General features: G+C 67.0%; 26 protein-coding genes. 15 read left to right on the forward strand and 11 right to left on the reverse strand.

What is annotated here, in order from left to right:
* Window positions 1-206: 206 nt before the first annotated feature.
* A complete protein-coding gene (locus tag ACXAJT_RS03475; protein WP_475233081.1) occupies window positions 207-656 on the reverse strand; it encodes a DUF4168 domain-containing protein in 450 nt (149 codons plus the stop codon).
* Between the two features lie 388 nt (window positions 657-1044).
* Here ACXAJT_RS03475 and ACXAJT_RS03480 point away from each other — a divergent pair, with 388 nt between their 5' ends.
* Window positions 1045-1713, forward strand: coding sequence for a class I SAM-dependent methyltransferase (locus ACXAJT_RS03480; protein WP_475233083.1), 669 nt, complete (start codon window positions 1045-1047; stop codon window positions 1711-1713).
* A gap of 21 nt (window positions 1714-1734) precedes the next feature.
* On the opposite strand, the gene ACXAJT_RS03485 is transcribed toward ACXAJT_RS03480, so the two are convergent.
* Window positions 1735-2502: an SDR family oxidoreductase gene (locus ACXAJT_RS03485; protein ID WP_475233085.1), complete on the reverse strand. Its 768-nt coding sequence runs from the start codon at window positions 2500-2502 to the stop codon at window positions 1735-1737.
* Complete coding sequence (locus ACXAJT_RS03490) at window positions 2499-3239, reverse strand: GntR family transcriptional regulator (RefSeq protein ID WP_475233086.1); 741 nt, start codon at window positions 3237-3239, stop codon at window positions 2499-2501. Before ACXAJT_RS03490 ends, ACXAJT_RS03485 begins: the two co-directional genes overlap by 4 nt.
* A gap of 239 nt (window positions 3240-3478) precedes the next feature.
* Between ACXAJT_RS03490 and kce the strand changes: the two genes are divergently transcribed.
* On the forward strand, window positions 3479-4408 hold the full coding sequence (kce, locus tag ACXAJT_RS03495; protein ID WP_475233087.1) for a 3,5-dioxohexanoate:acetyl-CoA acetone transferase: 930 nt from the start codon (window positions 3479-3481) through the stop codon (window positions 4406-4408).
* A 129-nt stretch (window positions 4409-4537) separates the two neighbouring features.
* On the opposite strand, the gene ACXAJT_RS03500 is transcribed toward kce, so the two are convergent.
* Entirely contained in the window at window positions 4538-5407 is an 870-nt protein-coding gene (locus ACXAJT_RS03500) for a MurR/RpiR family transcriptional regulator (RefSeq protein ID WP_475233088.1), read from the reverse strand.
* 192 nt (window positions 5408-5599) lie between these two features.
* Between ACXAJT_RS03500 and ACXAJT_RS03505 the strand changes: the two genes are divergently transcribed.
* The 10 genes from ACXAJT_RS03505 (at window position 5600) to ACXAJT_RS03550 (ending at window position 17466) form a co-directional block, all read left to right on the forward strand.
* Window positions 5600-6331 carry an N-formylglutamate amidohydrolase gene (locus ACXAJT_RS03505; protein WP_475233089.1) on the forward strand — a complete coding sequence of 244 codons (732 nt, stop codon included), beginning with the start codon at window positions 5600-5602 and terminating at the stop codon, window positions 6329-6331.
* The gene (locus ACXAJT_RS03510) at window positions 6324-6920 is read left to right on the forward strand and encodes a TRAP transporter small permease subunit (RefSeq protein WP_475233090.1); all 597 of its coding nucleotides are present in this window, start codon (window positions 6324-6326) and stop codon (window positions 6918-6920) included. Before ACXAJT_RS03505 ends, ACXAJT_RS03510 begins: the two co-directional genes overlap by 8 nt.
* Window positions 6920-8245 carry a TRAP transporter large permease gene (locus ACXAJT_RS03515; protein WP_475233091.1) on the forward strand — a complete coding sequence of 442 codons (1326 nt, stop codon included), beginning with the start codon at window positions 6920-6922 and terminating at the stop codon, window positions 8243-8245. The genes ACXAJT_RS03510 and ACXAJT_RS03515 overlap by 1 nt, the downstream gene beginning before the upstream one ends.
* Window positions 8246-8302: 57 nt before the next feature.
* Window positions 8303-9340, forward strand: coding sequence for a TRAP transporter substrate-binding protein (locus ACXAJT_RS03520; protein WP_475233092.1), 1038 nt, complete (start codon window positions 8303-8305; stop codon window positions 9338-9340).
* A 117-nt stretch (window positions 9341-9457) separates the two neighbouring features.
* Window positions 9458-10822: a glutamine synthetase family protein gene (locus ACXAJT_RS03525; protein WP_475233093.1), complete on the forward strand. Its 1365-nt coding sequence runs from the start codon at window positions 9458-9460 to the stop codon at window positions 10820-10822.
* 10 nt (window positions 10823-10832) lie between these two features.
* Entirely contained in the window at window positions 10833-12212 is a 1380-nt protein-coding gene (locus ACXAJT_RS03530; protein WP_475233094.1) for an aldehyde dehydrogenase family protein, read from the forward strand.
* Window positions 12209-13354: an iron-containing alcohol dehydrogenase gene (locus ACXAJT_RS03535; RefSeq protein ID WP_475233095.1), complete on the forward strand. Its 1146-nt coding sequence runs from the start codon at window positions 12209-12211 to the stop codon at window positions 13352-13354. Before ACXAJT_RS03530 ends, ACXAJT_RS03535 begins: the two co-directional genes overlap by 4 nt.
* 461 nt (window positions 13355-13815) lie before the next feature.
* Window positions 13816-15057, forward strand: coding sequence for an NAD(P)/FAD-dependent oxidoreductase (locus ACXAJT_RS03540; RefSeq protein ID WP_475233096.1), 1242 nt, complete (start codon window positions 13816-13818; stop codon window positions 15055-15057).
* Window positions 15054-16073, forward strand: coding sequence for a hypothetical protein (locus ACXAJT_RS03545; RefSeq protein ID WP_475233097.1), 1020 nt, complete (start codon window positions 15054-15056; stop codon window positions 16071-16073). Before ACXAJT_RS03540 ends, ACXAJT_RS03545 begins: the two co-directional genes overlap by 4 nt.
* On the forward strand, window positions 16051-17466 hold the full coding sequence (locus tag ACXAJT_RS03550) for an FAD-binding oxidoreductase (protein WP_475233098.1): 1416 nt from the start codon (window positions 16051-16053) through the stop codon (window positions 17464-17466). The genes ACXAJT_RS03545 and ACXAJT_RS03550 overlap by 23 nt, the downstream gene beginning before the upstream one ends.
* Window positions 17467-17562: 96 nt before the next feature.
* On the opposite strand, the gene ACXAJT_RS03555 is transcribed toward ACXAJT_RS03550, so the two are convergent.
* From ACXAJT_RS03555 to truA, 7 genes are all read right to left on the reverse strand, one after another.
* Window positions 17563-17892, reverse strand: coding sequence for a GYD domain-containing protein (locus tag ACXAJT_RS03555; RefSeq protein ID WP_475233099.1), 330 nt, complete (start codon window positions 17890-17892; stop codon window positions 17563-17565).
* Window positions 17893-18015: 123 nt separating this feature from the next.
* Entirely contained in the window at window positions 18016-18441 is a 426-nt protein-coding gene (locus tag ACXAJT_RS03560; RefSeq protein ID WP_475233100.1) for a hypothetical protein, read from the reverse strand.
* 94 nt (window positions 18442-18535) lie between these two features.
* Complete coding sequence (locus tag ACXAJT_RS03565; RefSeq protein ID WP_475233101.1) at window positions 18536-18697, reverse strand: hypothetical protein; 162 nt, start codon at window positions 18695-18697, stop codon at window positions 18536-18538.
* 163 nt (window positions 18698-18860) lie between these two features.
* Complete coding sequence (gndA, locus tag ACXAJT_RS03570; RefSeq protein WP_475233102.1) at window positions 18861-20261, reverse strand: NADP-dependent phosphogluconate dehydrogenase; 1401 nt, start codon at window positions 20259-20261, stop codon at window positions 18861-18863.
* A 227-nt stretch (window positions 20262-20488) separates the two neighbouring features.
* Entirely contained in the window at window positions 20489-21415 is a 927-nt protein-coding gene (argF, locus tag ACXAJT_RS03575; RefSeq protein ID WP_475233103.1) for an ornithine carbamoyltransferase, read from the reverse strand.
* Window positions 21416-21509: 94 nt separating this feature from the next.
* Window positions 21510-22688, reverse strand: a complete 1179-nt coding sequence (locus ACXAJT_RS03580) for an acetylornithine transaminase (protein ID WP_475233105.1) — start codon at window positions 22686-22688, stop codon at window positions 21510-21512.
* Window positions 22689-22895: 207 nt separating this feature from the next.
* A complete protein-coding gene (truA, locus tag ACXAJT_RS03585; RefSeq protein WP_475233107.1) occupies window positions 22896-23666 on the reverse strand; it encodes a tRNA pseudouridine(38-40) synthase TruA in 771 nt (256 codons plus the stop codon).
* 240 nt (window positions 23667-23906) lie between these two features.
* Between truA and ACXAJT_RS03590 the strand changes: the two genes are divergently transcribed.
* The 3 genes from ACXAJT_RS03590 to ACXAJT_RS03600 are packed head-to-tail and all read left to right on the forward strand — an operon-like array spanning window position 23907 to window position 26844.
* Window positions 23907-25334: a YcjX family GTP-binding protein gene (locus tag ACXAJT_RS03590; RefSeq protein WP_475233109.1), complete on the forward strand. Its 1428-nt coding sequence runs from the start codon at window positions 23907-23909 to the stop codon at window positions 25332-25334.
* A complete protein-coding gene (locus tag ACXAJT_RS03595) occupies window positions 25331-25810 on the forward strand; it encodes an N-acetyltransferase family protein (RefSeq protein ID WP_475233110.1) in 480 nt (159 codons plus the stop codon). Before ACXAJT_RS03590 ends, ACXAJT_RS03595 begins: the two co-directional genes overlap by 4 nt.
* On the forward strand, window positions 25807-26844 hold the full coding sequence (locus ACXAJT_RS03600; RefSeq protein ID WP_475233112.1) for a YcjF family protein: 1038 nt from the start codon (window positions 25807-25809) through the stop codon (window positions 26842-26844). Before ACXAJT_RS03595 ends, ACXAJT_RS03600 begins: the two co-directional genes overlap by 4 nt.
* Window positions 26845-26960 lie beyond the last annotated feature (116 nt).

Consider the following 26960-nt stretch of genomic DNA (forward strand, 5'->3'; position numbering starts at 1 on the left):
AAAGGTGCCCGGCGCGTCGGTCCCGCGCGGCACCCGCTTTGACCGCCACCGCCGCATAGGAAAGCGCCGCGCGTGCGTCGCTCGGCTACATGAGGACATGGGATTGCCTTGACCAAGCCAGACCAGACCGGGCTCCGACGCGGAGGCTGCACGAAAAGAGCCGCCCCCGAGGGGACGGCTCCGCAATGACCGGGCTCTAAGGGGGGTTACTCGGTCATCGTCTCGGGGCTGGCGGGCGTGCGCTCTTGCAGCATCGCCATGATGCGCTCGTTGAGCTCGGGGTCGGCCTGCGCCGCCTGACCGATCTGGTTGTAGGTGTTGACGTCCATGCCATCAGTGTCGTTCACCGCGTCGGCCATCTCGGCCTGCGCCTCTTCGACAAGCTGCTGCTTGCCCTCGGGCTCTTCCACGGCATTGATCTGCGTCATGTAGTCCTGTTGCACCGCTTGCACCTGCGTCGCGGCATCGACGAAGGCGGTCAGCTGGTCATCGCTGAAGTCAGCTGCCGGGGTCGGTGCCTCGACCGGAGCCTGGCTCTGCGCCGGGGCTTCTGCCGGGGCTTCGGGTGTAGCGGTCTGCGCCATCACCGGGGCCACGGGGGCTGCGACCAGCGCTGCGATGACGGTGGACTTGAGCAGGGTCGACTTGAGTTTCATAGAAGTCTCCTTCCGTTTTCCTGTCGACGCGGGAGCATCCCGCGGCGTTGAGCCTGAGCTAGGTGCGAAGGCCGCCCGGTTCAAAGGCCGCAACACGAAAACGCCAAGCTCCGGCAAGGACTTGCCGTCTTTCGGCAACCCGGGCGGCGGGGAGATGCCCAGCACTTCACAGGCGCTTGAGGCGCTCTTTCACCCGCCCTCGACACTCCCCAAGGGAGGCATGTTTCCGGCAGCCGGGGCGGATGCATTGCGCGGGAATGCGGCCCTTGCTGGCGGCCCACGGGCAACGCGCGGCCACATCGCGGCTCTGTGGCTCGCAACCCGGAGGGGGCCATGATATGCCGTAACCGTTCCGCACGTCCCGGGACGGTGATGCAGGGAGGGCATCTTGGATCCACGCGCCGCCACAACCGTTTACGCCCGCTGGGCCCCGATCTACGACCAGACTTTCGGCGCCATCACGCAAGCCGCGCGCCGCGCCACCTGCCGCCGGATCACCGGGCCAGAGGGGGGCACGCTGCTGGAAGTGGGGGTTGGCACCGGCCTGTCGCTGCCGCTTTTGCCGCGCCACATGAAGGTGACGGGCGTCGACTACAGCGCCGAGATGCTGGCACAGGCCGAACGCCGCGTCGCGCGCATGCAGCTGCCGCATATCGCCGCGCTGGAACGCATGGACGCGCGCGAGCTTGGCTTTGCCGACGCCAGCTTCGACCGGGTGGTGGCGATGCACATGATCTCTGTCGTGCCCGAGCCGGAGCGCGTGATGCGCGAGATGGTGCGGGTGCTCAAACCCGGCGGACAATTGGTGATGTCGAACCATTTCGCCCGCAAGCAGGGGCCGCTGGCGCATCTGTCGCGGCGCACCGCGAAATTCGCCGACCGTATCGGCTGGCATTCGGATTTCGACATCTCGGTGGTGCTGGACACGCCGGGGCTGAGGCTGGTGGAGCGCCGCGCGTTGCCGCCGGTGGGCATGATGACGCTGCTGGTGCTGGAACGCACCGACGCGGCGGTCGCCCCCTACCCGGCCAACACCGCGGCCCAGCCGCAAGGCTGAGCCGGGGGACCGCGCCGCGCGTTACGCCAGCATCTGGCAATCGCCGCAGATCGACACCGCTTGGCCGGATATCGTCCGCCCGCGCGGGCTGGCGAGGAAAAGGATTTGGTCGGCGATCTGCTGCGGCTCGACGTACTCCTTGAGCGACGTGTAGGAAAACGCCGCCGCCTCGACCTCCTCGAAACTCTGGCCGAGGCGCTGCGCCTTGGCATCCAGCACCCGGCGCTGGCGGTCGCCGGCGACGATGCCCGGCAGGATCGCATTGGCGCGGATGCCGCTGCCACCCAGTTCGATCGACAGCGACTTGGTGAACCCGATGACCCCCCATTTCGCCGCCGCGTAGGGCGTGCGCAGAGCAAAGCCGACTCGCCCCGCCATGGACGACAGGTTGATGATCGAGGCGTTGCCGCTGTCGCGCAGCGCCGGCACCGCATGACGGACGCAGTGGAACTGCGAACTGAGGCAGACCGTCAGGCAGCGCTCCCACTCCGCCGGGTCGATCTCCTCCACCGGCCCCGTCGGTCCGGCGATCCCGGCGTTGTTGACCAGCACATCGAGACCGCCAAGCTCGGCGATAGCCGCCTGCATGAAGCCTTCGATCTGCGCCGGGTCCGACACGTCGCAATGCTGGCGCCACACCTCTTGCGGCAGATCCGCCAAGGCGCCGTCGTCGATATCGCAGGTGGCCACGCGCGCGCCTTCCGCCACGAACCCCTCGACGATTGCGCGCCCGATGCCCTGCGCCCCGGCGGTGACGATGACCCGCGCGCCTTCAAGTTCCAAATTCACGGCAACAACCTCCTCCTGCTGTCTTCCATTTCCTCCACCGCGCGCGCCCGGATCAACTCCGAGGCCACGCGGATGTCTTCGATCACCGCCTGCGCCGCCGCCTCCGCGTTGCGGGCCTGCAACGCCTCGCAAAGCTGCCGGTGGTGGCTGCGCGAATGGTGCGTGCGCGAACGGGTCATCTCTTCGGCCAGCGGAACGCTGGCCTTGGTGCCGATGTCGTAGTTGATGATCGGCCCGGCCTTGAGCCAGAGCATCCGGATCACATCCATCAGGACCGGCGATCCGGCAGCGCGATAGAGCGCGAAATGCAGGTCCTTGTTGGCGGCCACCGGCTCGGCGGTGCCATAGGCGGTGTCGAGCAGATCTTCGAACCGCGCCGCCAGCGACAGGATCTCGTCGACCTGCTCTGCCGAGGCGCGCTCGGCGGCCAGCCGCGCCGCCTGCCCTTCGGTCAGCACGCGCATCTCGGTCAGGTCCTCGAACTCGGCGGCGCTGATCAGCGGCACCTGTACCGCGCGCTTCGGCTCCACCAGCAACGCACCGCTGGCCGCCAGCCGGCTCACCGCCTCGCGCACCGGCATCATCGATACGTCCAGCCGTTCGGCCAGATCGCGCAACGAAATGCGGTCGCGCGGCTTGAGCTGCCCCGACAGCAACATCTCGCACAAGGTTTCATGCACCTGATCGGCCAGCGTACGCGGCCGCTGCGGCGGTGACGTTTGCGAAATTTGTCCCATATCCCCTATCTCCCCGTTGACTCTTGCCGAGCCCTTATGAAACTGTGATCTCAGATCACACCAGAACGGACAAGACCGCAACAGTAGATCGCGTGGCAAGGGAGGAAACACTGCCCCGCGAACTCGGGTCACCAGAATCTGGTGTGATCTTTGAATCTACGCGCAGGGGAGGACCAAGATGACACCGATGCTCGCCACGCTTTGCCGCGCCCACGCGCTGGTCTGAGGCACATAACGACATGGCCAAGACACGCAAGGTGATCGTCACCTGCGCCGTGACCGGCGCGATCCATACCCCGTCGATGTCGGAATACCTGCCGGTGAGCGCCTCCGAGATCGCCGACGCCGCCATCGGCGCCGCCGAGGCTGGCGCCGCGGTCGTGCACCTGCATGCCCGCGATCCCGAGGACGGCCGCCCCGATCAGACGCCCGAGGCGTTTTCGCCGTTTCTCAAGGTGATCAAGCAACGCTCGGACGTGGTGGTGAACATCACCACCGGCGGCGCGCCCACCATGAGCATCGAAGAGCGCGTGCGCCCTGCCCAGAGCCACCGCCCCGAGATCGCTTCGCTGAACATGGGGTCGATGAACTTCGGCCTGTTCCCGATGCTGCAGCGCTTTCCCGACCTCGCCCACCAGTGGGAACGCGACTATGTCGGCAACAAGGACATCATCTTCAACAACAGCTTCGGGCAGATCGAACACATTCTCACCACGCTGGGCGCGCTCGGCACACGGTTCGAGTTTGAATGCTACGACACCGCGCATCTCTACAACCTGAAGTATTTCCTCGACCAAGGGCTGGTGAAGGCGCCGCTGTTCATCCAGACGGTGTTCGGCCTGATGGGCGGCATCGGCGCGCATCCCGATGACGTGATGCACATGAAGCGCACCGCCGACCGGCTCTTTGGCGATCAGTATCGCTGGTCGGTGCTGGGCGCGGGCAAGAACCAGTTGCCCATCGCCGCCATGGCCGCCGCCATGGGCGGGCACGTCCGCGTCGGGCTCGAAGATTCGCTCTGGGCCGGCCCCGGCGTTCTGGCGCGCAGCAACGCCGAGCAGGTCAGCAAGGCCCGGCAGATCGTCGAGGGGCTGGGGCTGGAACTCGCCACCCCCGACGAGGCCCGAGAGATACTGGACACGAAAGGCGCCGACGCCGTGGGGTTCTGACCCCCGTTCGCACCACATACCCCCGCACCACATACCCCAAGGGAGCCTGTTTCTCCCCGCCTGCCCCCGTCGCCCCTCACAGCGCCGGGGGCTTCTTTTGTCCGTTACGGGTGACCGGCACGCTTGGCCTCATGGCTTGCGGAACAGACGCGTCAGCTCGAACAGCTCGTCAAGCCGCTCAAACCGCTCGCGGGCATCGGGCCAGCGCTCTTCCTGCGCCGCCGCCACCAGCGCCTCGACCAGCGACAAGGTGGAGATGTTGGAATCCCACGCCGAGGGGATTTCGACCCAGCAGTTGAAGGCGTGGTCGGCGACGCCAGAGATCGGGCTCGCCCATTGATCGGTGATTAAGATCACCTGCATGCCCCGTGCCCGTGCGATCTCGGCCAGCCGAAGCAGGTTCTCCTCATAGCGCCGAATGTCGAAGACCAGCAGCGTGTCGCCCTCGGTCATGTCCAGCACGTAGTGCGGCCATGTGGCCGACGACGAGGTCAGATGCGTCACCCGCGCCCGGATCGCCTGAAAATGGGTGAAAGCGTATTCCGCCAGCGAGCGGGTGATCCGCCCGCCCACCACGTAAAGCCGCCCGTCGGTGGCGGCGAGCTGCCGCGCCGCCGCGTCGAACTGCGCCGCGTCGATATTGGCGAAGGTCTGGCGCAGGTTCTGCGTCACCGCCTCGGCGAACCGATTGAGCAGATGCGACTCCGGCGCCTCCGACGCCCAGACCGCGCGCCGCGCCTCGGGCCCCGAAACTTTGGCCTGCAGTTCAGACAACAGCGCCGCGTGGAAGGCCGGATAGCCCTTGAACCCCAGCTTCTGCACCATCCGCGCCACCGTCGGCGTCGACACGCCGGCGGTTGAGGCCGCGGCGGTGATCGAGGCGATCCCCGCGCCGGGATAGTCGTCGAGCAGCGCCTGCGCGAACTTGCGCTCCGAGTTGGTGAGATGCGCATAATGCTCTCGGATGAGCTGGCGCACGGTGCCTGTCGGGCTGGTCACCTGCGGCTCCTCTTCGCCTGCGGTCGATTTTTTGAGCAGATACACGTCACCCATTGCCGTCGTCCAGCGTTGCGGGAATCCGCTCTGAAAAAATATTGACGCATTACAGACCCCATGGAAAGGTTTTTCCAGAGACGAGGGGGGACAGCCGTGCAGCAAGGGGACGCGACCGCATTCGAGGTGCGCAGGGCCATGGGAAAGGGCCCGGCGCTGTTCCTGTGCGAACACGCCTCCAACGCCATCCCCGCACGCTATGACGGCCTCGGCCTTTCGGACGCCGACAGGCAAAGCCACGCCGCGTGGGATCCGGGCGCGCTGGCGCTGGCGGACCGTCTTGCCGAGGCGCTGGACGGGCCGCTGGTGGCAGGCACGATCTCGCGGCTGGTCTATGACCTCAATCGCCCGCCAGAGGCGCCCTCGGCGATGCCCGAAAAGACCGAAACCATCGCAGTGCCCGGCAATCAGGGCCTCGACCCCGCCACTCGCGCCCAACGCGCACGCGACATCTACGATCCGTTCTGCGCCGCCGTCACCGGTGCCGTGGTCAATCGCAAGACACTGGCCACGCCCTTCGCGCTGATCACCGTGCACAGTTTCACCCCGACATGGTTCGGGATCAAGCGCGAGGTCGAGATCGGTATCCTGCACGACGACGACAGCCGGCTTGCGGATTTCATGCTCGAAGAAGCCGCTCGCCTGCCCGGTCGCCGCATCGCCCGCAACGACCCTTACGGCCCCGAGGACGGGGTGACCCATTCGCTCAAGCTGCACGGCATGCGAAACGATCTGCCGAACGTGATGATCGAAGTGCGCAACGACCTGCTGGCCGATGAGACCGGCATCGCAACCATCGCCGGCGAACTGCTGACCCTGCTGCGCCCGGCGCTGGCGGGGCTTGGACTGACGGAGACGAACAATGCCTGAGGCCATGGTCTCTTACGTACGTGTCATCGACCGGATGAACCGCTTCATCGGGCGGTTTGCCATGTACCTGATCTTCGCCCTGATCGCTGTCCTGCTGTGGTCGTCGGTGTCGAAGACCTTCTTCACCCCCACGCTTTGGACGCTGGAAACCGCGCAGTTCATCATGGTCGCCTATTACGTGCTGGGTGGCCCCTATTCGATCCAGATGGGCTCGAACGTGCGCATGGACTTCTTCTATGGCGACTGGTCGCCGCGGCGGAAGGCGATGGTCGACGTGATCACCATCTGGTTCCTGCTGTTCTACCTTGGCGTGCTGCTGTGGGGCGCGGTCAGTTCCACCGCCTACAGCTTCGGCTACTTCGGCACCGAGCCCTTCACCTTCTTCGCTCAACTCATCTGGGCCTTCGTCACCGGTGGGCCCAGCGCTGCGGGCGAAATGATGGGATACCTTGAACGCAGTCCCAGCGCGTGGCGCCCCTATGTCTGGCCGGTGAAGGTCATCCTGTGCTTCGGGGTCACGCTGATGATCCTGCAATGCGTCGCCGAGTTCTTCCGCGACATCGCCCGCATCCGCGGAGAGGAAATCTGATGTCGCAAGACCTGATCGCTATCGTCATGTTCTCGGGCATGCTCGGCCTGCTGCTGACCGGCCAGCGCGTGTTCGGTGCCATCGGCTTTGTCGCCGTGCTGGCTGCGCTTTTCCTCTGGGGCGACCGGGGCGGCTTTGACCTCGGCTTTGCCGCGTCGATGAAGCTGATGAAGTGGTATCCGCTGCTGACGCTGCCGATGTTCATCTTCATGGGCTACGTGCTGTCGGAGTCAAAAATCGCCGACGATCTGTACAAGATGTTCCACGTCTGGATGGGCGGCCTGTCCGGCGGGCTGGCGGTGGGCACCATCGGCCTGATGGTGCTGATCTCGGCGATGAACGGCCTGTCGGTGGCGGGCATGGCCATCGGTGCCACCATCGCCCTGCCCGAGCTTTTAAAACGCGGCTATGACAAGCGCATGGTCACGGGGGTAATCCAAGCCGGGTCAAGTCTGGGCATCCTCGTGCCGCCCTCTGTGGTGCTGGTGCTTTATGCGATGATCGCCCGGCAGCCGGTGGGGCAACTATGGCTGGCCGGGATCGTGCCCGGGCTGGTGATGGCGACGGGCTTCATCATCTACATCATCATCCGTTGCCGCCTGAACCCCGCGCTCGGCCCGGTGCTGCCGAAGGCCGACCGCGATATCCCCATGTCGGAAAAACTGCGCCTGCTGAGCGCTGGCCTGCTGCCATTGATCATCTTCGCGGTGATGATGGTGCCCTTCGTCAATGGCTGGACCTCGCTCGTCGAAAGCTCGGCGATCGGCGCCATCGCAGCCTTCCTTGCCGCGGTGATCAAAGGCCGCATGACCCGAGAGGTCTTTGAGAACTCGGTGCGCCAAACGCTGGGTGTGTCGTGCATGTTCATGTGGATCATTCTCGCCGCCCTCGCCTTTGGCGCGGTGTTCGACGGGCTGGGCGCGGTCAACGCCATCGAAACGCTTTTCACCGAGAAGCTGGGCCTCAGCCCGTGGATGATCCTCATCCTCATGCAACTGAGCTTCATCGTCATGGGCACCTTCCTCGATGACACGGCGATGCTGGTCATCGTGGCGCCGCTCTACGTGCCGCTGGTCGGCGCGCTCGGCTTCGATCTGGTGTGGTACGGTGTGCTTTACACGATCACCTGCCAGATCGCCTATATGACGCCGCCCTTTGGCTATAACCTCTTTCTCATGCGCGCCATGGCACCGCCCGAGATCGGCCTGCGCGACATCTATACCTCGATCATCCCCTTCGTGATGGTGATGACCGTGGTGCTTGCCATCATCATGATCTTCCCCGAGCTGGCCCTTTGGCTGCCGGACCTGGTTTACGACAACTAACAAAGAGACCCCCGCAAAGAGGGGCACAGACCGAAACCCAACAACAGGAGAGACGAGATGACACTGACACGACGCAAGATCCTCAGCGGGGCCGCCCTCGCCGCCCCCGCAGCGCTGGCCGCGCCCTCCATCGGCCGCGCCCAAGAGCCGATCAGATGGCGCTTCCAGACCTACGCGGGCGCTGCACTTGGCGAACAGGTGACCAAGCCGATCATCGACTACATCAACACCGCCGCACAGGGCGAACTGGAGATCGAACTTTACTACGCCGACCAGATCGTGCCGACCGGCGAGCTGTTTCAGGCGCTGCAGCGCGGCACCATCGACGCCGTGCACTCGGATGACGACTCCATGGCCTCGCCGACCCCTATGCGCGTCTTCGGCGGCTACTTCCCCTTTGCCACCAAGCACATCCTCGACGTGCCGGTGCTCTTCGAGCAATACGGCCTCGCCGACATCTGGCGCGCGGAATACGAAAAGGTCGGCGTGACCTGGCTGTCCGCCGCTGGTCAGGACCCGTGCAACTTCAACACCAAGAAAGAGATCACCAGCCTTGCCGATCTTGACGGGCTGAAGCTCTACACCTTCCCCACCGCCGGGCGCTTCCTGAGCCAGTTCGGCGTGGTGCCGGTGAACATCCCCTACGAGGATGCCGAGGTTGCCGTGCAGACCGGCGAGCTTGACGGCATGGCGTGGTCGGGCATCACCGAGGACTACACCGTCGGCTGGGCGGATGTGACCGACTACTTCCTGACCAACAACATCTCGGGTGCGTGGATTGGTTCGATCTTCGTCAACCAGCAGCGTTGGGCCGATCTGCCAGAGCACCTCAAGACGCTGGTGATGTCCGCGATCAAAGCCGCCGACACCTACCGCAACCAGTGGTACTGGGGTGGTGAGGCCAAGCTGCGTGCCACCGGCGACAAGCTGCAACTGCGCTCGGTGCCGCCCGAAGAGTGGGCCGAGGTCGAGAACGCCGCCAAGGCGTTCTGGAAAGAGATCGCGCAGGAAGGCGAAGTGCACGCCAAGGTCGTGTCGATCTTCGAAGAGTACAACGGCGTCATCAACCAAGCCGGCCCGCCCTACACCTTCTGAGGCCAGATGCCCTAACCCATCCGGCCTCCGCGCAGCCCGCGCGGGGGCCGGACCTCTAGATCCCCCATGCAGATAAGTCCGCGCGCGCGTCGCGATGCGCCCAGCAAGGAGCCCGGAATGGCCGTCCCGATGACCCTCGACCAACTGAAGAACGCCGCCAAGGCCGGCGAGATCGACACCGTGCTCGCCTGCATCGTGGACATGCAGGGCCGTCTGCAGGGCAAGCGCTTCCACATCTCGAACTTCCTCGAGCAAGCGATCGACGAGACCCATTGCTGCAACTACCTGCTGGCGACCGACTTGGTGATGAGCACTCCCGAGGGCTTCGCCTCGACCAGCTGGGCCTCGGGCTACGGCGATTACGTGATGAAGCCCGATCTCGCGACGCTGCGTCCCGTGCCATGGCTCGAGGGCACCGCGATGATCCTGTGTGACGTGATGGACCACCACACCCACGCCCCGGCCCCCGAGTCCCCGCGCCAGATCCTGCAGGCGCAGATCGCCCGCGCCGAGGCCATGGGCTTCAGCCCGATGATGGCCACCGAACTGGAGTTCTTCCTCTTCGCCCGCTCTTTTGACGAGATCCGCCACAGTGGCTGGCGTGATCTCGAAACGCTCTCGCCCTACAATCAGGACTATTCCATCCAGCTCACCAGCCGCGAGGAATACGTCATGCGCCCGCTGCGCAATCACCTCTACGCCATGGGCGTGCCGGTGGAGTGCACCAAGGGCGAGGCCGAGGTCGGTCAGGAGGAACTGAACATCCGCTACGCCGACGCGCTGGCCTGCGCCGATCACCACGCGCTCGCCAAGCACGCGGTCAAAGAGATCGCCCATCAGCACGGCCACGCCGCAAGCTTCATGTCGAAATGGCAGTCCGACCGGGTCGGCAGCGCCGCGCATATCCACCAATCGCTGTTCAGGGATGGCGAGAACGTCTTCTACGACGAAAGCGGCGCGCATGGCATGTCGCAGACCATGCAGCACTATGTTGCGGGGCTGCTGAAATACGCCCCGGATATAACGCTGTTCATGGCCCCCTACATCAACAGCTACAAGCGCTTCGCCCCCGGCACCTTTGCCCCCACCAAGACCGCGTGGAGCATCGACAACCGTACCGCCGGCTTCCGCCTCGTCGGCGAAGACAGCAAGGGCGTGCGCATCGAATGCCGCATCCCCGGATCGGATATGAACCCCTATCTTGCCTGCGCCGCGCAGTTGGCCGCAGGGCTGGCGGGCATCGAAGAGAAGCTCGAACTGGCCCCGCCCGCCCAAGGCGACGTCTACAGCATGGATGATGTGCCAGACGTGCCCAACACCCTGCGCGCCGCCATCGACGCCTTTGCCGGCTCTCAGATGATGCATGCGGCCTTCGGTGATATGGTGATGGAGCATTACGCCCATGCCGCCCGGATCGAGCAGGAGGATTTCGACCGCGCCGTCACCGACTATGAACTGGCGCGCGGCTTCGAGAGAGCGTGAAGAGGACACTATGACAACGCTGAACTGCATTTCCCCCATTGACGGATCGGTCTTCGCCTCGCGCGAGACGCTGAGCCTCGAGATGGCCCGCGAAGCCGCGAAATCGGCCCGTCTCGCGCAGGCCGAATGGGCCGCGCGCCCGCTGGCCGAGCGCATCGAACTGGTGATGAAGGGTGTCGCCGAGATCGGCGCGCAGAACGATCAGATCGTGCCCGAACTGGCGCAGATGATGGGCCGCCCCATCCGCTACGGCGGCGAGTTCGGCGGCTTCAATGAACGCGCCTCGCATATGGCCGAGATCGCCGGGGATGCGCTGGCCGACATCGAGGTCGGCGAGGATGCCACCTTCAAACGCTACATAAAGCGCGTGCCGCATGGCGTGGTCTTTGTCGTCTCGCCGTGGAACTACCCCTATATGACCGCGATCAACACCGTGGCCCCCGCCCTCATCGCCGGCAACACCGTGGTGCTGAAGGGCGCAACGCAGACGCTGCTCGTGGGTGAGCGGCTGGCGAATGCCTTCCACAAGGCCGGCGTGCCCGAGGCGGTGTTCCAGAACCTCTATCTCGATCATGACACCACGTCCGAGCTCATCGCCGAGGGCGCTTTCAACTTCGTCAATTTCACCGGCTCTGTCGGCGGCGGCAAGGCCATCGAGCGTGCCGCGGCAGGCACCTTCACCGGGCTGGGGCTGGAGCTTGGCGGCAAGGATCCGGGCTACGTGATGGAGGATGCGGATGTGGACGCGGCAGTCGACACGCTGATTGATGCCGCCATGTTCAACTCCGGCCAGTGCTGCTGCGGCATCGAGCGCATCTACGTGCATGAAAGCCTGTTTGACGCCTTCGTCGAAAAGGCCGTGGCGGTGGTCAAAGGCTATAAGCTCGGCAACCCGCTCGACGAGGCGACCACCATCGGGCCGATGGCCAACGTGCGCTTTGCGCAGGAGGTGCGCGCGCAGATCAAAGAGGCGCTGGAGATGGGCGCCACCGCCCATGTCGACACCTTCCCCGAGGACGACGGCGGCGCCTATCTCACGCCACAGATCCTCACCAATGTCAGCCACGACATGCGCGTCATGCGCGACGAAAGCTTCGGCCCCGTCGTCGGCATCATGCCGGTGAAAGACGACGCCGAGGCCATCGCGCTGATGAACGACAGCCCCTTCGGCCTCACCGCCGCGCTCTGGACGCAGGATGTAGAGCGCGCGCAGAAGGTCGGCGACGCTATCGAAACCGGCACCATCTTCATGAACCGCGCCGACTATCTCGATCCCGGCCTGTGCTGGACCGGCTGCAAGCAGACCGGGCGCGGCGGCGGCCTGTCGGTCATCGGCTATCACAACCTCACCCGTCCCAAATCCTACCATCTGAAGAAGGTGACGAAATGAGCCTCACCGCCAACTGGTCCTACCCCACCGCCATCAAGTTCGGCGCGGGCCGCATCGCGGAACTGCCCGCCGCCTGCGCGCAGGCCGGCATCACCAAGCCGCTGCTGGTCACCGACCGCGGCCTCGCCGCGCTGCCGGTCACCGAGAGCACCATCGCCGTGCTGGAAACCGCGGGCCTGCACTGCGGCCTCTTCTCGGACGTCGACCCCAACCCCAACGAGCGCAACCTCGCCGCGGGGGTCGAGGCCTACAACGCGGGCGGCTATGACGGGGTGATCGCCTTCGGCGGCGGCTCCGGGCTCGACCTTGGCAAATGCGTCGCCTTCATGGCCGGGCAGACCCGCCCGGTCTGGGACTTCGAGGACATCGGCGACTGGTGGACCCGCGCCGATGCCGACGCCATCGCCCCCATCGTCGCCGTGCCGACGACGGCAGGCACCGGGTCCGAGGTCGGTCGCGCCGGCGTGCTGACCAATGCCGAAACCCACGAAAAGAAGATCATCTTCCACCCCAAGATGCTGCCCGAGGTCGTCATCTGCGATCCCGAACTGACCGTCGGCATGCCCAAGGCGATCACCGCCGGCACCGGGCTCGACGCCTTTGCCCATTGCGTCGAGGCGTTCTCCTCGCCGCACTACCATCCAATGTCGCAAGGCATTGCACTCGAAGGCATGCGGCTGGTGATCGAGTACCTGCCCCGCGCCTACGCCGACGGCACCGACATCGAGGCGCGCGCCCAGATGATGAGCGCCGCCGCCATGGGCGCCACCGCCTTCCAGAAGGGCCTCGGCGCGATCCATGCCATGAGCCATCCCATCGGCGCACATTTCGGCACCCACCATGGCACCACCAACGCCGTCTGCATGCCCGCCGTCCTCAAATTCAACGCCGATGCGATCCGCGAGCGTTTCGACAAGGCGGCAGGCTATCTGGGCATCGAGGGCGGCTTTGACGAGTTCTGCGCCTATGTGGACGAACTCAACGACAGCCTTGGCGTGCCCAAGGGGCTGACCGCGCTCGGCGTCACCGAGGAGGCGATCCCCGACTTGGTGAAAGGCGCCATCAAGGACCCGTCCTGCGGTGGCAACCCGATCGAACTGACCGAAGAGAACCTCGAGGCGCTGTTCCGCGCGGCGATGTGAGGCCTCAGTTCTAAACATGGAGGGCCGGGGCAAAAGCTCCGGCCCTTTTCGTTTCTCAGACTACGCAAGAAGGTGCCGGGCGAGCCACCGCCCGTGGGCTGGCGCTGCACCACTTGGGGTCAGCGCTTCATGCAAGCCAAATCCGGACACCCATCGAACGTCGTGCTCCGTGACCAAAGCGCCAGCCCGCCGGGACGGGCCGTCGCTCGCCCGGCGCCTTCGGCTTGAGTCCGGGCGACAGCACCAACTGCAACCCCTATCTCTTGCGCGACATTTCGCAAGGGGCAGCCATGCATGCGCCCATGCCCTTCCTCCTCATAGCTCGCCCCTGAATCTGTCCCGCATCGGTCCCGCACGCGCCATAGCCCCCCTTGCACAAGCTGCCACAACAGCGCCCTATGGCGCGCGATGAAAAAGCCGCGTAAATCCGGCGACAAACCACAGCGCGCAAGGGACCAACTATGAAGAAGACGGTGGCAGTGATCGGTGCGGGGATTGTCGGCGTCAGCACGGCGATCGCGCTGCTGCGCGATGGTCACGAGGTGGTGCTGATCGACCGCAAAGGCCCGGCCGAAGGCACCAGCCACGGCAACGGCGGCGTGCTGGCGGCAGCGGCGGTGCTGCCGGTGCCCGGCCCCGGCCTCTGGGCGAAGGCACCGAAGATGCTGCTCGATCCCGATCAGCCGCTGTTCCTGCGCTGGTCCTACCTGCCGAAGCTGCTGCCATGGCTGCGCCGCTACATGGGCGAGGCCAATGCCGAAGCCGCCCTGCGCCGCGCCCATGCGATCACACCGCTGATCGGCGACAGTCTGGCCGACCATCAGGCGCTCGCCAGCGGCACCCCGGCCGAGAAGTGGCTGGAACCGGGGGATTATGTCTACGCCTATCCCGACCGCGCCGCCTTTGAAGCCGACGCCTTCACGTGGCAGACCAAAAGCGCGCTCGGCTTTGCCCATGAGGTGCTCGAAAACGGCGCCTTCCAGCGCTACGATCCGGCGATGAGCGAAAGCTTCACGCTCGGCGTGCGGCAACCGGATCATGGCCGCATCACCGACCCCGGCGCCTACGTCAAAGCGCTGGCCGACCACGCGCAAAGCCTTGGCGCGCGACTGGTGATCGGCGAGGTGACCGACTTTGTGGAAGAGGGCGGCGCGCTCAGCGGCCTGCGCATCGGCGGCGAGACCCTGCCCTGCGACGCCGCCGCGGTCGCCACCGGCGTCTGGTCCGGCCCCTTGGCAAAGCGTCTGGGCGTCGCGGCCCCGCTGGAGAGCGAGCGCGGCTATCACCTCGAACTGTGGGAGCCCTCGATGATGCCCCGCGCCCCGGTGATGTTTGCGGCGCAGAAATTCGTCGCCACGCCGATGGAAGGCCGTCTGCGGCTGGCGGGGATCGTCGAGTTCGGCGGCCTCGACGCGCCGCCCTCCAAGGCGCCCTTCGAGTTGCTGCGCCGCTGCATCGCCCGCGCCATGCCCGGGCTGACCTGGAAGCACGAGGTGGAATGGATGGGCCATCGCCCCTCGGTCTCGGACTCGCTGCCGCTGATTGGCGCGGCGCCGGGCGTAAAAGGCGCTTTCCTCGGGTTCGGGCACGACCACGTCGGGCTGACCGCCGGCCCCAAGACCGGCCGCCTGCTGGCGCAACTGATCAGCGAGCAGCGCCCCAATATCGACATGGCGCCCTTCGCGCCGGATCGCTTCGCGTGAGCCCACTGCCCTTTCTCGCCCGCCACGCCCGCTGGCTGATGCTGATCGGCCTGACCTTCGGAATCGCGGTGCCCGGCGTGGCGCAATTCGTCCGCCCGTGGCTGTCGGAACTTGTGGCGCTGATGCTGTTCACCGCGGCACTGCGCATCGGCCCGCGCGCGGCGCTTGGCGCGGCCCGGCACCTGCGCGGCAACCTCGGCGCCACGCTGGCGTTCCAACTGGTCGCGCCCTTGGTGGTGCTGGCGCTCTTTGCGCCCTTCGGCATGCTGGACAGCCCCGTCGCGCTGGCGCTGACCCTGATGCTGGCCGCCGCGCCGCTGGCCAGCAGCCCAAATCTGACGCTCATGGTCGGCGGCGACCCCGGCCCGGCGCTGCGGCTGCTGATCCTCGGCATGCTGATGCTGCCGCTGACGACGCTGCCGGTCTTTGCCCTGCTGCCCGCACTTGGCGGCGCCAGCGGCATTCTCGGGGCCTCACTGAAATTGCTCGTCGTGATCCTGCTGGCCACGGGCATCGCCTTTGCCCTGCGCCCACGGCTGCTGCCCGATCCGCACCCGCGCGCGCTGGCGCAACTCGACGGTGCCTCGGCGCTGCTGATGACCGTAATCGTGCTCGCGCTGACCTCGGAAATCCGCCCCGCCCTGCTAGAGCGCCCGGCCGAGCTTGTGGGATGGCTGGCGCTTGCCTTTCTCGCCAACCTCGGGCCGCAGATGCTGGTCGGCTGGGGGCTTGCGCGCGCCGGGCGGCGAGAGGGGCTGGAGGCGCTGGCAATGATCGCCGGGAACCGCAACATCGGCCTCTTTCTTGTGGCACTGCCGGTCAGCGTCACCGACCCGCTGCTGCTGTTCATCGGCTGCTATCAGGTGCCGATGTTCCTGACCCCGCTGCTGATGACCCCGCTTTACCGCCGCTTCGCGCGGATCGCGACCGAACGCGCAGGGCTTGGCATCGCCGGTGAGCGCGCTATCACGGGCGCAGGAAACGGAGACCGCAATGCCCCTGAATGCCGCCGATGACGCCTTTGCACAAACCCTGAGCCGCGCCCTGCCCGAGGGCACGCTGCGCCGCGCCGAGCCGCGCTATCTCGAAGAGCCGCGCGGACGCTGGCAGGGCATCTCGGGCTGGGTGGCACTGCCGCGCAACGTCGAGGAGGTTTCGACCATTGTCAGCGCCTGCAACGCGGCGCAGGTCGGGATCGTCCCCTACGGCGGCGGCACCGGGCTGGTGGGCGGACAGATCGCCCCCGACGGCCCCGCACCGCTGGTGCTCTCGCTCGAACGCATGTCGGCGGTGCGCGAAGTCTACCCACAGGAAAATGTGCTCGTCGCCGAGGCCGGCGCGGTGCTCGCCGACGTGCAGAGCGCGGCGCAAGAGGCCGGGCGGCTGTTCCCGCTGTCACTGGCATCCGAGGGCACCGCCCGCATTGGCGGGCTGCTCTCGACCAACGCCGGCGGCCTCAACGTGCTGCGCTACGGCAACGCCCGCGAGCAGGTTCTGGGGCTGGAAGCGGTGCTTCCCGACGGGTCGATCTGGCACGGGCTGAAGCGGCTGCGCAAGGACAACACCGGCTACGATCTGCGCGGGCTCTTGCTTGGCGCCGAGGGCACGCTGGGGGTGATCACCGCTGCGGCGCTGAAACTCTCGCCGGTTCCGGCCAGCACCGGCACCGCCCTGCTCGCCGTCGAAAGCCCCGCCGCGGCGCTGGAGCTTCTGGCGCTTGCGCGTACGCAACTGGGCGAGATGGTCAGCGCGTTCGAACTGATCGGGAGGATGAGTTTCGACTTTCTCACCGAGGCGCTGCCCGATCTGCGCCAGCCATGGCCCGAGGCCCCGGCGTGGTGCGTGCTCGTCGACCTCGGGCTGGCGCAGGGCATGGACCCGGAAGCGGCGCTCGAGACGCTGTTTGCCGCGGGGATGGAGGCCGGGCTGGTCAGCGACGGGCTGGTCGCGCAATCGCAGGCGCAGGCGCAGCAGTTCTGGGAGATCCGCGAGCGCATCCCCGAGGCCAACCGCCACATCGGCGCAATCGCCAGCCACGACGTCTCGCTGCCGCTGAGCGCCCTGCCCGAGTTCATCGGCACGGGGCTGGAGCGGCTGGCCGAACTGGGCGACTTCCGGGTGAATTGTTTTGGCCATCTCGGCGACGGCAACCTGCACTACAACGTCTTTCCGCCAAAGGGCCGGAAGAAGCAGGAGTACGAGGCGATCCGCGCCGATGTGCAGCGCTGCGTGCATGATCTGGTGGCCAAGATGGGCGGCTCGGTCAGCGCCGAACATGGCATCGGGCGGCTGAAGGTCCCCGATCTGGAACGCTATTCCGACCCGGCGAAACTGGCGGCCATGCGGGCGATCAAGGCGGCGCTCGACCCGGCGGGTATCATGAACCCCGGCGCGGTGATCCGCAGCTGAACCGCGCCACGGAAAAGGGGCGGCACGCAGCCGCCCCCGATCTCTGATACAGGCCGGGGCGCAGGCCAAGGCCCAGACCGGGGCCCAGGCTGGGGCTCAGGCCGGCGCCTTGTAACTCTGCGCCGCCTTTCCGGCCTTCTTCTGCATGTCCATGAGTTCCTCGGCCGAAAACGCGCGGACGGTCTGGATATTGCTCACCATGCCCGAGGCACCGACCCCCATCAGGCTGGCCAGCAGGTCGTGCACGTCGGATATTTCGACGATCACCATCCAGTCGGTGGCGCCGGTCGTGGCGTAGTAAGAGAGCATCTTGCCCCCCGACGCCTCGACCACCGACCGTGCGCCCTCGGCGCGGTCGCTGGGATTGGCGATCATGCCCTTCAACGCCGCCGCCGTGTAGCACCCTGTCACTATGAATGTTGGCATAACGACTCCTCCGGGGAAGGACCCGCGGGGCGTCGGCTGCACTATGCAGGCCAGTCCGGCCCGCATCCTCCCTGCCTAGGTTATACCACACTCCACCGGTCTGCGGCAGACTTGGCTGCGGGCTCAGCCGCAGCTGCGGCTGCCAGTGCGCGCGGCGCGCTGCGACCGAATGCGCTCAAGCGCCTCTTCGACCTCTGTGCCCGAGCGCACCGCCGCGTCCACCGTCACATCATCGCGCGCGTTGCGCTCGCGCAGCACGCTGGCCGCGTCGATCGTCCGGCCCGCGTTCCGCAGCAGGACGACCCGCTGCAGTTCACTGGCGCTGGTACTGCCGCCGCGCGCTGCCTCGGTTCGGCCCAGCGTGGCGAGCGCGTCTTGATGCTGACAGGCGATGGCCAGATCAGTGGAGGCCCCGAAGCTCTCGAAGCTGGTCGCTGGGCTGGCCGCGGGACCAGACGCCGGGGCATCCGCACAGGCCGACAGCAGAACGGGGACCGCACAGAAGGCAACACGCAGGCCGGTCAGCCCCGGCAATGGGCGCGAAAACATGGTCTCTTTCCTCGTTACTCGGGCACCGTGGGCAGCCTGCCGGTGGTGCGGATGTCTACGTTCCGCGCTTCGGACCGCACCGCGCCAGAGCCAGCTACTGCGGGCCGAAGACGTCGTAAGACACCGTCTGGCGCGCCGCTTCGATCGTGGCGCTCAGGGCCATGCGCTCGGTCACGGCGCCCGGCTGTATAAAGACCAAGATCAGCGCGCCGAGCAGTCCCAGACCGCCCAGCAGCTCAAACTTCATCGACAGCATCGCTCCGCCTTATGTCCTGCCCGGTTCTGTTTGCCTCGGCCAAAATAGTTGCGCGGGAACCGCGGCCAAATCAAGACCGCGATCCGTGCATGAGCAAGCTAGGCCGAAAACCGCAACGGGCAACGGGCCGCGCGGATGGTGCCTGTCTCGACCGGGATGCGGCTCAGTCCCACCACGGCCCGTGATGGGCGTCCTTGCCGTCGACCCGGTCGAACCCGTGGCGTCCGAAGAAATCGCGCTGCGCCTGAATCAGCGCTGCGGTGCCGCGCGGCTGGCGCAGCGTGTCCCAGAACGCCAGCGCAGAGGCCAGCACCGGCAGCGGATAGCCCGCGGCAATCCCCTGCGAGACCAGACGCCGCAGCGCCGGGATACCCGCCTCGAAGACCTCGGCAAAGCGCGGGGCGAGGAACAGTTGCCCCTCTGGCGCGTCCTCGCGGAACGCCGCAGCGATATCGTCAAGCAGCCGCGCGCGGATGATGCACCCGGCGCGCCAGATCTCGGCGATACGGGCATAATCGAGCTGCCAGTCATACGCGTCCGACGCCGCTGCCAGAATCCGGAACCCCTGCGCGTACTCAAGAATACGGGCCGCCAGCAGGGCCGCCTGAAGCTCATCGGGATCGGGAGCAAAGGCCGCCCGGTCGCTGCCAAGCGCCGCGCCCGCAGCCTCGCGCAGCGGCTTTTCGGCAGACCATGCGCGGGCGGCGACCGCGCCTTCGATCATCGTCGCCGACTGGCCAAGCTTCACCGCCTCGATCGCCGTCCAGCGGCCGGTGCCCTTCTGACCGGCCCGGTCGAGGATGGCATCCACCACCGGCCCGTCGCCCAAGGCGTCCTCGTAGACCAGCACGGTGCCGGTGATTTCGAACAGATAGCTTTCCAGCGGCCCCTCGTTCCAGCGGCTGAACTGCGCACCGATCTCGGCGGGCGACAGGCCAGAGCCATTGCGCAGCAGGTCATAGACCTCGGCGATCATCTGCATGTCGGCATATTCGATGCCGTTGTGCACGGTTTTGACGAAATGCCCCGCGCCATCGGGGCCCATGCGGTCGGCGCAGGGCGCGCCCTCGAACTGGGCAGCGATCTTCGACAGGATCGGCTTCAGGCCAACCCAGCTGTCCTCGGCGCCGCCGAACATCATCGACGGCCCGTGCCGCGCGCCGTCCTCCCCGCCCGAGACGCCAAGGCCGACGAAATGCAGCCCATGCTCGGCCAGTTGCGCCGCGCGCGCGCGGGTGGAATGGAAATCGGCGTTGCCCGCGTCGATCACCGTGTCGCCCGCATCCAGCAACGGGATCACATCGGTCAGAAACGCGTCCATCGGGGCCGTCGAGGGGATCATAGCCAGCAGCAGCCGCGGTTTCGGCAGCGCCGCGATCAGCGCCTCCAGCGTGTCCAGCGCAGTCACATGCGCAGCGAAGGGCTCGGCCCGGGTCATGAAAGCGGCGATGGGCTCGGGGCTGCGGTTCGACACCGCGATGTCGATGCCGTTGTCGGCCATGTTGAGCGCCAGCGCGGCCCCCATCGTACCCAGGCCATAAATGCCGATCTGCGGTTCAGCCATGACGGACTCCTTTTTCGTTTTGCCGCGGAAGGTAGCGATAACAGCCCCCGACGCAAGCCGCCACCCACGCACAGGATGCACACGCGCTGTGCACGTTTTGTGCATGGGATGTGCCACCCCCGGAAAAGCAAAAAACCGGGCGCTGCCGCCCGGCTTCTTCTCTTTGAAAATACGCCCAACCTACACCGCACGCGGGGCGGCGGCGCCTTCGGGGCCAAGAGCCCGGTTCAGGCGCCGAGGCACCAGCGCATGATCGCCTTCTGCGCGTGCAGCCGGTTCTCGGCCTCATCCCAGATCACCGACTGCGGCCCGTCCATCACTTCCGAGGTGACCTCCTCGCCGCGGTGCGCCGGCAGGCAGTGCATGAAGAGCGCGTCCTTGCCGGCAGCCTCCATCAGCTTCTCGTTCACCTGATAGGGCCGCAGCATGTTGTGACGGCGCTCCTTGGCGCTCTGCGCGTCATGCATCGACACCCATGTATCGGCGACCACAAGGTCTGCGCCCTCGACCGCCTTGTAGGGGTCGCGCTCGATGGTCACGCTCGCGCCTTCGTTGCGCGCGAGGCCGACGAATTCCATCTCGGGGTCGAGTTGCACCGGGCCGGTGAAGGTCAGGTCGAAGCCGAACCGCCCGGCCGCGTGCAGGAAAGACGAGCAGACGTTGTTGCCATCGCCGCACCAGACCACCTTCTTGCCCTTGATCGGGCCGCGGTGTTCTTCGAAGGTCAGGATGTCGGCCATGATCTGGCACGGGTGGGTGCGGTCGGTCAGACCATTGATCACCGGCACCGTGGCGAACTCGGCCATCTCGGTCAGCACCGCCTCGTCGAAGGTGCGGATCATGATCATGTCGACAAAGCGCGACAGCACCCGAGCGGTGTCGGCGATGGTCTCGCCATGGCCAAGCTGCATGTCGCTGCCCGACAGCACCATGCTCTGCCCGCCCATCTGGCGCACGCCGACGTCGAAAGAGACGCGGGTTCGGGTCGAGGGCTTCTCGAAGATCAGCGCCACCATGCGGCCGTTGAGCGGGGTTTCGTCATCGGCCATCGCCTTGGGACGCCCGTTGCGGCTTTGCTTGATCGCCTTGGCGCTGTCGATGATCCCCCGCAGGTCCGCCGGGTCGGTTTTGTGAATATCGAGAAAATGGTTCATCTGTCGGGTCTTTGTTGTTGGGCCGGGAGATGGGGGCGCTGCCCCCGCCCGCCTTGCGGCGGAGACCCCCGGGATATTTGTCTCTAGACGAAGCTCAGGCGGCGGCCTCCAGAGCGGTGGCGGTTGCGTCCAGACGGGCGACCGCCTCGGCGATCTCCTCCTCGGAAATGTTGAGCGGCGGCAGCAGGCGCACGATGTTGTCGGCGGCGGGCACGGTGATCAGTTCGTTGTCGTAGCCCGCCTTGACGAAATCGCCCGGCGCCACCTTGGTCTTGATGCCGATCATCAGCCCCTGTCCGCGCACCTCTTCAAAGACGTCGGGATGGGCGGCGACAAGGCCTTCGAGCTTTTGCCGCATCAGCCCGGCCTTGCGGCTCACCTCGTCGAGAAAGCCCTCGGCGCAAATCGCGTCCATCACCGCGCCGCCGACGGCGCAGGCCAGCGGGTTGCCGCCATAGGTGGAGCCATGGGTGCCCGCGGTCATGCCCGAGGCGGCCTCTTCGGTGGCCAGCACGGCGCCCAGCGGGAAGCCGCCGCCGATGCCCTTGGCGACCATCATGATGTCGGGGATGATACCGGCGTATTCATGGGCAAACAGCCGCCCCGTCCGGCCCATGCCGCATTGCACTTCGTCGAGGATCAGCAGGATGTTCTTGTCGTCGCAGAGCGCCCGCAGCGCCTTCATCTGATCGTCGGGCAGCGGGCGGATGCCGCCCTCGCCCTGCACCGGTTCGATCAGGATGGCGCCTGTGGTCTCATCGATCGCCGCCTCCAGCGCCGCCATGTCTCCGAAGGGCAGATGCTTGAAGCCCGGCAGGATCGGCCCGAAGCCCTTGACCATCTTCTCGGTGCCCGCCGCGGCGATGCCGGCGGACGAGCGGCCATGGAACGAGCCGGTGAAGGCAATGATGTCGGTCTTCTCGGGCTGGCCCTTTTCGTACCAGTACTTGCGCGCCATCTTCACCGCCAGCTCGCAGCTTTCGGTGCCGGAGTTGGTGAAGAACACCGTGTCCGCGAAGGTCGCGGCCACCAGCTTGTCGGCCAGCGCCTGCTGCTGCGGGATCTCGTAGAGGTTCGACACATGCCAAAGGTTGTTCGCCTGCTCGGTCAGCGCCGCCACCAGCGCCGGATGCGCATGGCCAAGCGCGTTCACCGCGATGCCGCTGCCCATGTCGAGAAATCGGCGCCCGTCCTCCTCGATCAGCCAGCAGCCTTCGCCCTTCACGAAGTGAAGCGGCGCGCGCGAATAGGTCGGCAGGACGGAGGGGATCATTGGGTCTTCCTCTGCAATGAGGCCCGATTGGTGCCAAGGGCCCGGGGCCAAGTCAAGTTTTCAAAGGGGATGGGTGACGGCAAGCGGATGCGACGCGCCTCGATTGGGCACGGAGAGAGGAGCTCAGGCTCGTCGGATTCGGATCACTTGCGTCATGGCGCTGCTCTTGCCGGGTTTCGCGGCGTAAATCAAGCACCATGCGCGGCCTCACTCGGCGAAGGGAGCGTCCGGGTAGCCGACCGCCATCAGGTAGAGCCCGTCCGGCGGGCACACCGGCCCGCAGGCGGCGCGGTCGGCGGCCTGCAGCGCGGCCTTCACATCGTCCGGGTGCCAGCTGCCCGCGCCGACCCGTTCCAGCGTGCCGACGATCGAACGCACCTGATTGTGCAGAAAGCTGCGCGCGCGCAGATGGAAGTGGTACTCGGTGCCCGCGCCGGTCTCGACCTGCTCGATCCGGCAGTCGTCCAGCGTTTTCACCGGCGAGGCGGCCTGACACATGGTCGAGCGGAAGGTGGTGAAATCATGCAGGCCGACAAGATGCGCCGCCCCGGCGCGCATCGCGTCGAGCGAGAGCGGCTGCATCACCCGCCAGACCTGCCCTTTCTCCAAGGTGGCAGGCGCGCGGCGCACAAGCACGCGAAACAGATAGCGCCGCTCCGTGGCCGAGAACCTTGCGTGCCAGTCATCGCTCACCGCGGCGCAGGCGCGGATGGCGACCGGCGCGGGCTTGAGATGGAAATTGAGCGCTTCGCCGAGGCGGAACGGATCCCACGTCTTGTCCATGTCGCAATGCGCCACCTGCCCGCGGGCATGCACCCCGGCATCGGTGCGTCCGGCGGCGGCAATGGTGTGCGCGCGTTTCTCGAGTTTGCCGAGCGCAGCCTCGATCGCGCCCTGCACCGAGGGCTGATCCGCCTGTCGTTGCCAGCCCGCGAAGGGGCCGCCGTCATATTCCACCAAAAGCGCGTATCTGGGCATGGCCCGCCCCTTACCCCGCCCCCGCGCAGCCATCAATCCCCGCGACACGCCTGCCCTTCGTCTAGACGTAAATATCCCGGGGGTGAGGCGCGCCGCGCCGAGGGGGCAGCGCCCCCTCCCGCACAAGCCGTCCCGCAGGCCGCGCGGCTGCGGCCGTGCCCGCGACGATGTGCTGCACACTGGCAACCCGGCCTCTGCGCCTCTATCTCTAACATCAAACGCAGAACGAGGGGCTTTACCTTGGTCATCGGAACCATCGCCGACACGCTCACCCGCGGCGTCGGCAACGTCACCGACACGCTGTCTGAAACCTTCTTCGAACCGGTGATCCGCCTTGGTGTCACCGGGCTGTCGCGCGCTGGCAAGACCGTCTTCATCACCTCGCTGGTGGCCAATCTGCTCGACCGCGGGCGGATGCCACAGCTTGCCGCAGAGGCCGAGGCGCGCATTCTGGCCGCCTACCTGCAGCCGCAGCCCGACGACACGGTGCCGCGGTTCGACTACGAGACCCATCTCGCCGCGCTCACCGCCCGCGCGCCGCATTGGCCCGAGAGCACCCGCGCCGTCTCGGAACTGCGGCTGTCGTTGAAGGTGCGGCCGACGGGCATGCTCGCGGGGCTGCAGGGGCCGCGGACGATCCATCTCGATATCGTCGACTACCCCGGCGAATGGCTGCTCGACCTGTCGCTGCTCGAGCAGAGTTTCGAGCAATGGACCGAGGCGACGCTGAAACGGCTGCCGCAGCGCCCGGGCGCCGAGCCGTTCCTTGCGCTGATCGGCGGCGTCGATCCCAACGAGGAGTTCTCCGAGCCCAAGGCCAAAGCCCTTGCAGCGGCGTTCACCGAGGCGCTGAACACCGCCCGCGAGGCCGGGTTCTCGGACTGCACACCGGGGCGCTTTCTGCTGCCCGGCGAGAAGGAGGGCAGCCCGGCGCTGACCTTCGCGCCGATGCCGAAACCCGAGAGCCCCGCCCGGCGCGGTCTCTGGCGCGAGATGGAGCGGCGGTTCGAAGCCTACAAGGCGCAGATCGTCAAACCGTTCTTCCGCGATCACTTCTCCCGCATCGACCGGCAGATCGTTCTGGTCGACGCACTTGGCGCGATCCACGCCGGACCGCAGGCGCTGGAGGATCTGCGGCGCACGATGGCGGGCATTCTCGGCGCCTTCCGGCCCGGGTCGAACGCTTGGCTGGCGCAGCTGCTGCGCGGGCGGCGGGTGGAGAAGATCCTCTTTGCCGCCACCAAGGCCGACCACCTGCATCACAGCCAGCACGGGCGCCTGTCGGCGATCATGGAGGCGCTGACCCGCGAGGCCCGCGACCGCGCGCGTTTTGCCGGGGCCGAGACCTCGGCGATGTCGATGGCGGCGCTGCGCGCAACCGTGGAGCAGACGCTGCCGCACGAGGGCCGCGAGCTCGACTGCGTGCGCGGCACGCTGCTGAACGCCGACGGCACGCGCGGGCGGCAGGCCGCCTTCTACCCCGGCGCGCTGCCCGAGGACCCGGCACATCTGCTGACCCCAGCGCGCGAAGGCGCGCAAAGCTGGCTCGGCGACGACTACGAGATCATGCGCTTCGCCCCCGCCCCGCTGACGCTGAAACCCGGTGAGGGCCCGCCGCACATCCGCCTCGACCGGGCGGCGCAGTTCCTGTTCGGGGACCGGCTGTGAGCGGGCAAACCCCGACCCTGCGCGCCGCGCGGTCCACCGACGCAGGCCAGCTTGGCGCAATGATCAGCGATGCGGTGGCCGCACACGCTTGGAAGCCGGTGCTGCACAGCGCCGCCGAGGACATCGCCCATGCCGGGCAGATGATCGAGCGCGGCTGGGTGACCGTGGCAGAGGCCGAGAGCGGACAGTTGATGGGGTTCCTCGCCCGCGAGCAGGGCTATGTGCATGCGCTCTTCGTCACGCCAGAGGCGCAGGGACGCGGCGTTGGTCGGGCGCTGCTGGACGCCGCCAAGCGCGCGGCAGACCGGCTGGAGCTTTGGACCTTTGTCGCCAACACCCGGGCCCGGCGCTTCTACGAGCGTGCCGGCTTCGCCGTGGCGAAGCGCGGCGACGGGTCGGCCAACGACGAAGGCCTGCCCGATCTTTTCTACGTCTGGGAGGCCGCCGCCTCCCCCAGCATGGAGGCCCGCGGATGAGCGATCTGCCCCCGAACAAACCTGCGCGTCAGGGTCCGATCCTGTTCGATCTCGACGAGGACCAAGGGCCGGTGGCCAGCCCGTCCGAGGCACCGCCGGTGCCCGAGCCCGATCTGCCCGGCCCGCAAGGACAGGCGATGACCACCGCCGCAGCGCTGGCCGCGCGGCGCCCGTCGAAGCTGGCGCGCTGGTTCTGGGCGCTGGCGGGCGCGTTGCTGACCACCCTCATCTCGATCGCCGCATGGCGTTTCGTTATGAACCTCATCGCCTCGGTGCCGTTGCTGGGGCTGGCGGTGACAGTGCTGATCGCGCTCTTCGTGCTGGTGGCACTGGCGATCGTGGTGAAGGAACTGGCGGCGATCTCGCGGCTGGCCAAGGTCGACGCGCTGCACCGTGCCGCCGATGCCGCGCTTGCCGCCGAAGACCTCAAGGCGGCGCGCAAGCTGGTGGGCGATCTGTCGTCGCTCTACGCCGGGCGCGAGGACACGCGCTGGGGCCGCCAGCGGCTCAAGGAGCGCGGCGAAGAGGTGTTCGACGCCTCCGGGCTGATCGGGTTGGCCGAGACCGAACTGCTGGAGCCGCTCGATCGAGCCGCCCGGCGCGAGGTCGAGGCGGCGGCCCGGCAGGTGGCGACGGTGACGGCGCTGGTGCCGCTGGCCTTGGCTGACGTGATCGCCGCGCTGTCGTCCAACATCCGCATGATCCGCCGCATCGCCGAGATCTACGGCGGTCGCTCGGGCACGCTGGGCAGCTGGCGGCTGACACGGGCGGTGATGTCGCATTTGGTGGCCACCGGCGCCGTGGCGGTGGGCGATGACATGCTCGAGCCGGTTCTGGGGGGCGGTCTGCTCGGCAAGCTGTCGCGCCGCTTTGGCGAGGGCATGGTGAACGGCGCGCTGACCGTGCGCGTGGGGGTAGCCGCGATCGAGGTCTGCCGGCCCCTGCCCTTCACCCGGCGCAAGCGCCCCTCTGTGCGCGAGATCATCCGCACCGCGCTGGCGGGGCTGGTGGTGAAGGACGCCGGCAAGGGCTGATAACCGGATTTCACGACCTCAAGATGACCGGCCCGTTTGATCAAGGGCCAAGTTGATTGAGGGCAGTTTGATTGAGGACAAGGCACGCGCCCTGCGGCAAGGTCACTTTGTGCCCG

It is taken from the genome of Salipiger sp. ABF4_146 (genome assembly GCF_056161345.1).

Excerpts from the sequence above, each read along its gene's own strand:
- ACXAJT_RS03475 (WP_475233081.1), bottom strand. The coding sequence starts at position 656 with ATGAAACTCAAGTCGACCCTGCTCAAGTCCACCGTCATCGCAGCGCTG.
- ACXAJT_RS03490 (WP_475233086.1), bottom strand. The coding sequence starts at position 3,239 with ATGGGACAAATTTCGCAAACGTCACCGCCGCAGCGGCCGCGTACGCTG.
- kce (WP_475233087.1), top strand. The coding sequence starts at position 3,479 with ATGGCCAAGACACGCAAGGTGATCGTCACCTGCGCCGTGACCGGCGCG.
- ACXAJT_RS03505 (WP_475233089.1), top strand. The coding sequence starts at position 5,600 with ATGGGAAAGGGCCCGGCGCTGTTCCTGTGCGAACACGCCTCCAACGCC.
- ACXAJT_RS03510 (WP_475233090.1), top strand. The coding sequence starts at position 6,324 with ATGCCTGAGGCCATGGTCTCTTACGTACGTGTCATCGACCGGATGAAC.
- ACXAJT_RS03515 (WP_475233091.1), top strand. The coding sequence starts at position 6,920 with ATGTCGCAAGACCTGATCGCTATCGTCATGTTCTCGGGCATGCTCGGC.
- ACXAJT_RS03520 (WP_475233092.1), top strand. The coding sequence starts at position 8,303 with ATGACACTGACACGACGCAAGATCCTCAGCGGGGCCGCCCTCGCCGCC.
- ACXAJT_RS03525 (WP_475233093.1), top strand. The coding sequence starts at position 9,458 with ATGGCCGTCCCGATGACCCTCGACCAACTGAAGAACGCCGCCAAGGCC.
- ACXAJT_RS03530 (WP_475233094.1), top strand. The coding sequence starts at position 10,833 with ATGACAACGCTGAACTGCATTTCCCCCATTGACGGATCGGTCTTCGCC.
- ACXAJT_RS03535 (WP_475233095.1), top strand. The coding sequence starts at position 12,209 with ATGAGCCTCACCGCCAACTGGTCCTACCCCACCGCCATCAAGTTCGGC.
- ACXAJT_RS03540 (WP_475233096.1), top strand. The coding sequence starts at position 13,816 with ATGAAGAAGACGGTGGCAGTGATCGGTGCGGGGATTGTCGGCGTCAGC.
- ACXAJT_RS03550 (WP_475233098.1), top strand. The coding sequence starts at position 16,051 with ATGCCCCTGAATGCCGCCGATGACGCCTTTGCACAAACCCTGAGCCGC.
- ACXAJT_RS03555 (WP_475233099.1), bottom strand. The coding sequence starts at position 17,892 with ATGCCAACATTCATAGTGACAGGGTGCTACACGGCGGCGGCGTTGAAG.
- ACXAJT_RS03560 (WP_475233100.1), bottom strand. The coding sequence starts at position 18,441 with ATGTTTTCGCGCCCATTGCCGGGGCTGACCGGCCTGCGTGTTGCCTTC.
- ACXAJT_RS03565 (WP_475233101.1), bottom strand. The coding sequence starts at position 18,697 with ATGCTGTCGATGAAGTTTGAGCTGCTGGGCGGTCTGGGACTGCTCGGC.
- gndA (WP_475233102.1), bottom strand. The coding sequence starts at position 20,261 with ATGGCTGAACCGCAGATCGGCATTTATGGCCTGGGTACGATGGGGGCC.
- argF (WP_475233103.1), bottom strand. The coding sequence starts at position 21,415 with ATGAACCATTTTCTCGATATTCACAAAACCGACCCGGCGGACCTGCGG.
- ACXAJT_RS03580 (WP_475233105.1), bottom strand. The coding sequence starts at position 22,688 with ATGATCCCCTCCGTCCTGCCGACCTATTCGCGCGCGCCGCTTCACTTC.
- truA (WP_475233107.1), bottom strand. The coding sequence starts at position 23,666 with ATGCCCAGATACGCGCTTTTGGTGGAATATGACGGCGGCCCCTTCGCG.
- ACXAJT_RS03600 (WP_475233112.1), top strand. The coding sequence starts at position 25,807 with ATGAGCGATCTGCCCCCGAACAAACCTGCGCGTCAGGGTCCGATCCTG.